Here is a 7,946-nt window from a genome sequence, read left to right as displayed (position 1 = left end):
AATAGATCATGAATAAAGACCGCCCGGCCATCAGTGCCGAGTGGTCTATTTTTTTTATTATATGAATGATAGCTATTCATTCAAGAAGTTCGTTATTCTAATAAAGCTCCCAATTCTTGAAAACTCAGTTTTGAGACAATGGTGCGAGTTTAGGGGCTGCGGGAAAAGGTTCGCTTTCCGTGGGTCGGGCGCTGAGCCTCCTCGAGCATAGCTCTGTGGGGTCTCAGCTGTCCCGGACTACCCACAGGAGTCTCACCGTTTCCCTCCGCCCCTTGCCATAATAGAATCTCGAAACCCCTTCAAAAAAAAGCGAAAATTCTAGTGTCAGCATACAGTTCTCATGAGCATATCTCTTCTAATATGGAGGAAGTGATGATGCTATTCTTCGGGAAGAGACTTGCATCTCCATTGAATTGAAAACTGTGCGTTATTCCTTCCCTTTTAACTTAATTGGGTGAAACGGAAACGAATAGTGATGATGTTTCGATAGACGGTCTATAACAAAAAATAGCTCGTTAACATAAGAAGACATTGGATAAGGTCCATTCATCAACCTATGGGGAGGGTGGCGGGGAAACGGTGAGACTCCCGTGGGAGAAGGGACTAGGCGAGATCCCACAGGGAGTGAAACGAGCGAGGAAGCTCGCCAGTTCCCCCACAGGAAAGCGAATCGTTTCCCCGCCACCCTTACTCTTAATCAGGCAATGGAGCTTGATTATCTCGAAATCGAGTCTTACACAATCCTGCACTTTTCTTTAAGAAAATGGATCAAAAAATAGCTTAGACAAAGGATAAACCTACATGGTTTTGGTAAGGTGCCCAAACCATTTACGCTTTCGTAATGAAACGGGAGTGTGGAGGCTGTTTAGAGAATCCTATATAATAGAAAAAAGACTGCAAATTCGAAATGGATGGGAAAAGCCAGCCGTACATAGGATAATAAAAGGGGAAAAATCGAGAAGCAGGAGGGAATCGGGATGATAGTTCGTGAACATGGAGATCACTTTCTCATGATTAAGCAGCACGATCATGCCTTAATTTCAGGGGAAATGGTATTACAATGGAAGAAAACGTTCTTATTGCGATCTAAACTTAGAGAAGAAGCCGACTGGGCAATCGCTCAACACGATGCAGCATGGATTCCTTTAGACGAACACCCTAAATGGAATGATGAAAAAAATCAGCCTTATACTTTTATCGATTATCCTCTCAAGGAGAAATTGGATGCCTATAGTCAAGGGATTGAGGAAATTTCAAAACAGACCCTGTACGGAGCGATGCTGTGCAGCATGCATTATCAATCTTTTTTCTCTCGTGACAGCGATGACGCGCGGATCAGGGCATTTGTTGAGGCACAAGAACAGAAACAAAAGCAATTGTTTAACCAAATGAGTATGGAAGTACCGAAAGATATTTATCAGCTGCATTTTAAACGTCTCCAATTTTGTGATGATTTATCTCTTTACATTTGCATGCAAGAGCCAGGCACATCCAAAGAAGAGGAAATTTCCTGGTTCAAAGATGGATTTCCTCAGGTTTTTGATTTTGCCCCTCAAGGTATCAAAGCACGATGGGTGGATGAAAGTAAGGTGGCCGTGCATCCCTTTCCCTTTGAAAAACCTTTTAAAGTTGCTGTGCCTTATAAGCTTGTCTCTAAGGAAGAGATTCGTGCGTCCAGTTTAGAACAAGCCTTGCATCAAGCGGAGGAACGAGAACGGCTCGTCCACTTTTCACCTGAAGAGAAGGCTTAAGATTAAAACAGACAGCCCAATGATCCCTGCACATGTTCTGGGCTGTCCGTTAGGGTGTTATTTCTTTTGAACGTTAAATTCGCTTCCGAGCAGCAGCCAATTCTGCGGGAAGGAGAGTCCAAGTTTCCAATAGCTGATCCCTTTAAGCTTCAGTCGTTTAATAAGGTCAAACTTTGCCTGGATGGACCTGGCATCCTCAAACCAGACTTCATGCTTTTTTCCTTCTGCGTCTGTATATTTAAAGTAGGGCGCTTGAGCTTCTTCATCATAAGAAATCGGGACGTTATTCTCTCTGGCAATTTGAATCGCTCGCTGCGGACTGACGGCTTTGGCAAATTCCCCGCCTTTCTTATAGGGGAGCGTCCAATCGTATCCATATAAATTCTGACCAAGCAGGATTTTGCTGGCCGGCATTTCTGTTAATGCATAGTTAACTACTTCTGTTACCGGTCCAATAGGAGACACTGCCATGGGGGGACCGCCGCTGTATCCCCATTCATAAGTCATTAACACGACAAAGTCGGAAACTTCTCCATGGGCTTTATAATCGTGAGCTTCGTACCAGGCTCCTTTTTGCCCGGCGCTCGATTTTGGTGCTAAAGCAGTAGACATGAGCAGTCCCTCGGCCGATAATCGTTTTTTTGCCGTTTTTAAAAATTGATTGTATTTTTTAGTTAATTCGGGGGGAAGGAATTCCATGTCAAAATGAATATCATTGAATCCTTTTTCTTTTGCCGTTTGGATAATGTTATCCAGCAGCGTGGTTTGGAATTTTTCATCGGTCAATATTTTTCTGCCGAGCTCTGCATCGAATCCATTTTCTCCTAAGTTGGTCACCACTAGAATTAACGTTACTCCATTATTGTCGGCAATGGCTTTAAAGTTATCAAGCGGAGGGGCTTTCAACGAACCATCCGATTGAATGCGAAAACTGAAGGGAGCCAGATAGGTCAGCAAAGGCGCTCGGTTCTCAGCAGCCCCTTTCAGAACATCCGAGACCGTTCCACCCGAAGGTTCGATATATCCGTTCACGGCGATAGGGGATTTCGGTTGTTCGGGAATATAAAGTTTAAAACCAGCGGGCAGAGTATTGCCGGCTTGAATGCCGTTCACCTGGGCAAGCTGATCCGCAGTTGTACCAAACTTCTGGGCAATAGAATACAAGCTGTCTCCAGGCTGAACGAAATAAAAACTTCCCGCAATTGGAATGACAATAGCTTGACCCACAACCAGGTTTCCGGGTGTCTCCAGTTCATTAGCTTCAATAATTGCGCTTGCCGTGCTATTATATTGAGCAGCAATTGAATAGACAGAATCACCTTGTTTCACTACATGAATTTGCATCTTAGGCACTCCTTCCTCATCTTTACCAATGTATGTAGGAACATTCAGGGAATATTCTTAATCATTAATAATTCATTAGAAAGGAGAGGGAGTCATGACTACAGATGAATACTATATGAACCTGGCGCTGGACCAGGCTGAAAAAGCTGCTGTAGTTGGAGAAGTGCCGATTGGAGCAGTCATTGTATTGAATGATGAGGTGATTGCAACGGGTTTTAACAAACGAGAAACATTGCAGCTGACTTCTTCTCATGCAGAGTTTATGGCGATAGAAAAAGCAAATGAAGTTATCGGGAGCTGGCGGCTGGAGGATTGTACACTATATGTGACGTTGGAACCTTGTCCAATGTGTGCGGGAGCCATTTTACAATCGCGTATTAAAAAAGTTGTATTTGGCGCTTCTGATCCAAAAGCTGGATGTGTGGGTACGCTTATGAACCTTTTAAACGATGAACGATTTAATCATCAATGTGAGATAGAGAAGGGCGTATTAGAAGAAAGATGCGGACAGATGCTGACTCAGTTTTTTCGAGATCTTAGGGCGAAGAGGAAGAGAAACAAGTCCGCTGACAATTAACATACTTAAATCATTGCATTTTAGTAGAAAACTCGATATACTGGTATATGCCGTGCTAAGCGGGGAGGTAGCGGTGCCCTATACTCGCAATCCGCTATAGCGAGGCCGAATTCCCACCCCAGGTGGTCCGGCCTCAAGGCCTGCCTTATGTGAGTGGTGTTGACACTCAGGTCCTGCGCAACGGGGACCAGTGAATCCTGTCAGGTCCGGAAGGAAGCAGCAGTAAGCTGAATTTCTCGTGTGCCGCGGGAGTGCCTGAGTCGAGCCATAACCATAAGTAACGCTTGGGGCCGTGCCATCGAAGGTGGGTGCACGGCATTACATAATATAGAAAAGAGCCGTTATGATTATATCGTCATAACGGCTCTTTTCTATAGCCATCATTTCTATTAATATAAGAACAAGATCAACGATTAGCTGCAAGGTTCACATGTGATCCTACCTTCGGGTATAATGAAGAAGACACTAAAAAGGGAGAACGGTTATATGAGCTATCAAGCCTTGTATCGTGTCTGGAGACCCAGGAATTTTGATGATGTAGTCGGACAAACTCATATCACACGCACATTAAAAAATGCTGTGGAGAAAGATAAATTTTCGCATGCGTACTTATTTTCAGGTCCTCGAGGAACTGGAAAAACTAGTGCGGCGAAGATTTTTGCTAAAGCGGTCAATTGTGAACGGTTCCCAGTAAAGGAACCATGTAACGAATGTTCGGCTTGTCTGGGCATTCAAGATGGATCGATTTCTGATGTGATTGAAATTGATGCGGCGTCTAACAACGGGGTTGAACAAATTCGCGAGATCCGCGATAAAGTCAAATATGCCCCAAGTGCAGTATCGTATAAAGTTTACATTATTGATGAAGTCCACATGCTGTCCATGGGAGCGTTCAATGCCCTCTTAAAGACTCTCGAAGAACCGCCCAAGCACGTGATCTTTATTTTAGCAACGACGGAACCTCATAAAATACCTTTAACGATTATTTCCAGATGCCAGCGCTTTGACTTTAAACGAATTTCACAGCAGGCAATGATTGAAAGAATGGAAACGATAACTTCAGCTGAGGATTTATCGGTCGCTCACGAAGCTTTGGAGATCGTTGCGTTAACGGCAGAAGGCGGAATGCGGGATGCGCTTAGTCTGCTTGATCAGGCAATTTCTTATAGTGAGGGCGAGGTTACGGTGGAGGATGTGCTCGCGATTACGGGAGCGGTCTCTCAAGGCAAGCTTGCCGGTGTAGTCCGGAATCTGAATGAGAATGAAGTCCGTGACGCCTTAGAGTCAGTGGATGATTTAATTCAGCAAGGGAAAGATCCTGGTCGTTTTGTTTTTGACTTAATATTTTACTTGCGTGATTTGCTGTTATTCCAAAGTGCTCCAGAGCTTGAACATAATTTAGAACGAGCGATTCCGGATGAAACATTTCGTACCTTATCCGGTCAGTTATCACCCCTCTGGATTCAGAAAGCGATTCGGGAATTAAACCAATGTCAGCAGGAAATGAAATGGACAACCAGTCCTAAAGTATTTATCGAGATTGCTCTCTTGAATATGGCCGAAGTCCAAAGCACTGCATCCCAGCCGGTAGAAACAGAAGCTGTATTGAAACTATCAAGGAAACTTGAAGAACTCGAAAAAGAAATAACCGTGTTAAAAGAACGGCCACAATCCACCGGTTCATCTGAAAGTGCACCTAAAAAACAAAAGCGCACACCTGCACGATCGGGAAGAAACGGTTATAATATTCCATATGAGCGAATTCGCCAGGTATTAAATGAGGCATCGAAGGATGAAATTAAGAAAATTCAAGGCCAATGGGCGAACTTTATGGAGGCGTTGAAGCAAAATAATGCCCCTGCCCATGCGACGCTGCTAAATAGCAAACCAAGAGCTGCTTCTACGAAAGCTCTTATCCTAGCTTTCCGCTATGATATTCACTGTTCGCTGGCACTTGAACATCAAAAAACGATCGAACCTCTCTTATCGGAATTCGCAGGAAAGTCATTTACGATCATTCCTATTCCCGAGCCTAAATGGCAGGAAATTCGGGAAGAATATATTCGTAATCAAAAAGATTCTGCGGATGCAGAAGAGGATGGCGAGGGCTCCTCTGAGAAGAACGAGGAGGATGACCCATTGATTTCGGAGGCTCGTAAGCTGGCCGGAGATGACTTGATTGAGATTCAAGACTAGTTCATTAATAAAAGGAGGAATTTACCATGCGTGGTGGAGGAAACATGAATAATATGATGAAACAGATGCAGAAGATGCAGAAGAAAATGATGAAGGCACAGGAAGATCTTCATGAACTAACGTTTGAAGCAACCGCAGGCGGCGGAATGGTTAAAGTCGTTGCCAACGGGAAGAAAGAAATAACAGACGTAGAAATTAACGAGGAAGTTGTCGACCCTGACGATGTGGAAATGCTTCAAGATTTAATTATTGCTGCCACCAATGACGTTATTAAACAGGTGGATGATAAAACGAATGATACTATGGGACAATTCACCAAAGGTATGCCTGGAGGAATGTTCTAGGAGGAGTTTTCATGTACTACCCGGAACCGATATCAAAACTGATTGACAGTTTTACGAAACTGCCAGGGATCGGCCCTAAGACGGCCGTCCGCCTGGCTTTTTTCGTCTTAGAAATGGAAGAAGATGATGTTCTTGATTTTGCCAAGTCACTCGTTAACGCGAAGAGGGAGCTTACCCATTGTACCGTTTGCGGTCACATCACGGACCAAGATCCCTGCTCCATATGTCAGGACGAAAGCCGAGACCAGTCACTCATCTGTGTGGTGCAAGACCCGAAAGATGTCATCGCTATGGAGAAAATGAAAGAGTTCAGCGGAAAATACCATGTCCTTCACGGCGCCATCTCTCCAATGGATGGGATCGGTCCTGAAGACATCAATGTAGAAAGCCTAATCAATCGTTTAAAGGATGAAGGAATAGAAGAGCTTATTCTTGCGACGAATCCGAATATTGAAGGCGAAGCTACCGCTATGTATATTTCCAGGCTGGTTAAACCCTCCGGTATTCGTATGACAAGGATTGCCCATGGTCTGCCTGTAGGCGGAGATTTAGAATATGCAGATGAAGTCACATTATCTAAAGCACTTGAAGGCCGCAGAGAACTTTAGAAGCAGGTGGTTGTCATATTTGGAAAAAAGAAAATCAAGAAGAAAGATATTGACCAAGAACTTTTAAAAGAAATTAGAAAGTTAAAATCGGACTGGGAATCTTTAAACAACATTATTGAGCATAGTGTGGAACCAAGTGATGAAGGACTCGTGGATTTAGCGCTGGTGAAAGCGAAATATTTTTATCTATTAAGAGAAGCCAGGTGGCGCGGGATTAACGCTCTCTCGTAATCTTTTACGTCTAACTTTTTGTTCATAATCATAAACTGCTATAAATCAGTATATGGACAGGGGGTTTCTGATGGATCCGGTTCTCGTCATTTTGCTGCTTGGATTATCCATTCCGTTTTTATTAATTATTGGTTTGCCTGTTTCTCCATTAAAATGGGCGGGACAAGTCTTAACCAGGTTAATTATTGCGATTATCTTATTGTTCTTTGTAAACTTATTCGGTGCCCAATTTGGCCTGCACATCCCTATTAATGGTTTTACAGCCACAGTATCTGCCTTATTAGGGATACCTGGCATTTTAACTATTACCGCCTTACATTTGTGGATTCTTTAAGTAAGGAAGAGTTAGTGACAGCAGAATTATATTCACCAGAAAACCTGAACCTTTACTATATGGGTTCGGGTTTTCTGTGTTTTGACCTTCGGCAAGGAAACGATGCATCGATCTGCTTTTTGTTTTTCCTGTGAGCTCTCTTAGTTAAATGATGGGTTTCCAATAAGCCGCTTTATTTATACCTATCTCTTTTTTCATTATCTAAATAGTAGGTTCTACTGCGGGATAAATGATTTTGGAAATTGCATCCTGGATCCATCTCTAGACTACTAGTTTATAAGTTCACGTGTTACAGCTGTTCACTTTGCGATTATAGAAGTAACCTGCAGGGCCAGTAGTGCGGGGGGATATTATAGGAGGAGAAGAGAATGATCTCTTAATTTAATAACCTTTTTAAAAAAATATCTATAAAACTATTGCAATGATTTTTCTGCCATGGTATATTATTTCTTGTCGCGTTATTAAAGGCGGCAAACGAAAACCAAAACAAATAAATAATCATGAAAAAAGTTGTTGACTTAAATAACTCACCATGATATATTTATTAAGTCGCTGTTTTGA

General features: G+C 43.0%; 8 protein-coding genes and 1 other RNA gene. 8 read left to right on the top strand and 1 reads right to left on the bottom strand.

The genetic code is table 11. From position 1 onward, the window contains the following. Window positions 1–977 precede the first annotated feature (977 nt). Window positions 978–1,751, top strand: coding sequence for a DUF3891 family protein (locus Q7A53_RS21460; protein WP_411791255.1), 774 nt, complete (start codon window positions 978–980; stop codon window positions 1,749–1,751). Window positions 1,752–1,808: 57 nt separating this feature from the next. Here Q7A53_RS21460 and Q7A53_RS21455 read toward each other — a convergent pair whose 3' ends face one another. Further along, complete coding sequence (locus Q7A53_RS21455) at window positions 1,809–3,095, bottom strand: LysM peptidoglycan-binding domain-containing protein (protein WP_411791254.1); 1,287 nt, start codon at window positions 3,093–3,095, stop codon at window positions 1,809–1,811. 94 nt (window positions 3,096–3,189) lie between these two features. Between Q7A53_RS21455 and tadA the strand changes: the two genes are divergently transcribed. The 7 genes from tadA (at window position 3,190) to Q7A53_RS21420 (ending at window position 7,385) form a co-directional block, all read left to right on the top strand. Continuing rightward, window positions 3,190–3,672 (top strand): tRNA adenosine(34) deaminase TadA, encoded by a 483-nt coding sequence (gene tadA / locus Q7A53_RS21450; RefSeq protein WP_411791253.1) that lies wholly within the window; start codon window positions 3,190–3,192, stop codon window positions 3,670–3,672. Between the two features lie 50 nt (window positions 3,673–3,722). Further along, window positions 3,723–3,988: signal recognition particle sRNA large type (gene ffs, locus Q7A53_RS21445), an RNA gene on the top strand. Between the two features lie 170 nt (window positions 3,989–4,158). Further along, window positions 4,159–5,868 (top strand): DNA polymerase III subunit gamma/tau, encoded by a 1,710-nt coding sequence (gene dnaX / locus Q7A53_RS21440; protein ID WP_411791252.1) that lies wholly within the window; start codon window positions 4,159–4,161, stop codon window positions 5,866–5,868. A gap of 26 nt (window positions 5,869–5,894) precedes the next feature. After that, window positions 5,895–6,212 carry a YbaB/EbfC family nucleoid-associated protein gene (locus Q7A53_RS21435; protein ID WP_411791251.1) on the top strand — a complete coding sequence of 106 codons (318 nt, stop codon included), beginning with the start codon at window positions 5,895–5,897 and terminating at the stop codon, window positions 6,210–6,212. A gap of 11 nt (window positions 6,213–6,223) precedes the next feature. Next, entirely contained in the window at window positions 6,224–6,820 is a 597-nt protein-coding gene (gene recR, locus Q7A53_RS21430; protein ID WP_411791250.1) for a recombination mediator RecR, read from the top strand. A gap of 6 nt (window positions 6,821–6,826) precedes the next feature. Then, entirely contained in the window at window positions 6,827–7,051 is a 225-nt protein-coding gene (locus tag Q7A53_RS21425; RefSeq protein WP_411791249.1) for a YaaL family protein, read from the top strand. A gap of 70 nt (window positions 7,052–7,121) precedes the next feature. Beyond that, window positions 7,122–7,385: a pro-sigmaK processing inhibitor BofA family protein gene (locus tag Q7A53_RS21420; RefSeq protein ID WP_411791248.1), complete on the top strand. Its 264-nt coding sequence runs from the start codon at window positions 7,122–7,124 to the stop codon at window positions 7,383–7,385. The last annotated feature ends 561 nt before the right edge of the window (window positions 7,386–7,946 follow it).

Origin of the sequence: Halobacillus rhizosphaerae (assembly GCF_046719735.1) — a bacterium.
Lineage (GTDB): Bacteria > Bacillota > Bacilli > Bacillales > Halobacillaceae > Halobacillus_B > Halobacillus_B rhizosphaerae.
Note: the sequence above shows the minus strand (reverse complement) of the source record. Positions and strands in the feature narration are given on the sequence as shown.

Coding starts and splice junctions, on each gene's coding strand:
- Q7A53_RS21460 (WP_411791255.1), top strand. CDS start 978: ATGATAGTTCGTGAACATGGAGATCACTTTCTCATGATTAAGCAGCAC.
- Q7A53_RS21455 (WP_411791254.1), bottom strand. CDS start 3,095: ATGCAAATTCATGTAGTGAAACAAGGTGATTCTGTCTATTCAATTGCT.
- tadA (WP_411791253.1), top strand. CDS start 3,190: ATGACTACAGATGAATACTATATGAACCTGGCGCTGGACCAGGCTGAA.
- dnaX (WP_411791252.1), top strand. CDS start 4,159: ATGAGCTATCAAGCCTTGTATCGTGTCTGGAGACCCAGGAATTTTGAT.
- Q7A53_RS21435 (WP_411791251.1), top strand. CDS start 5,895: ATGCGTGGTGGAGGAAACATGAATAATATGATGAAACAGATGCAGAAG.
- recR (WP_411791250.1), top strand. CDS start 6,224: ATGTACTACCCGGAACCGATATCAAAACTGATTGACAGTTTTACGAAA.
- Q7A53_RS21420 (WP_411791248.1), top strand. CDS start 7,122: ATGGATCCGGTTCTCGTCATTTTGCTGCTTGGATTATCCATTCCGTTT.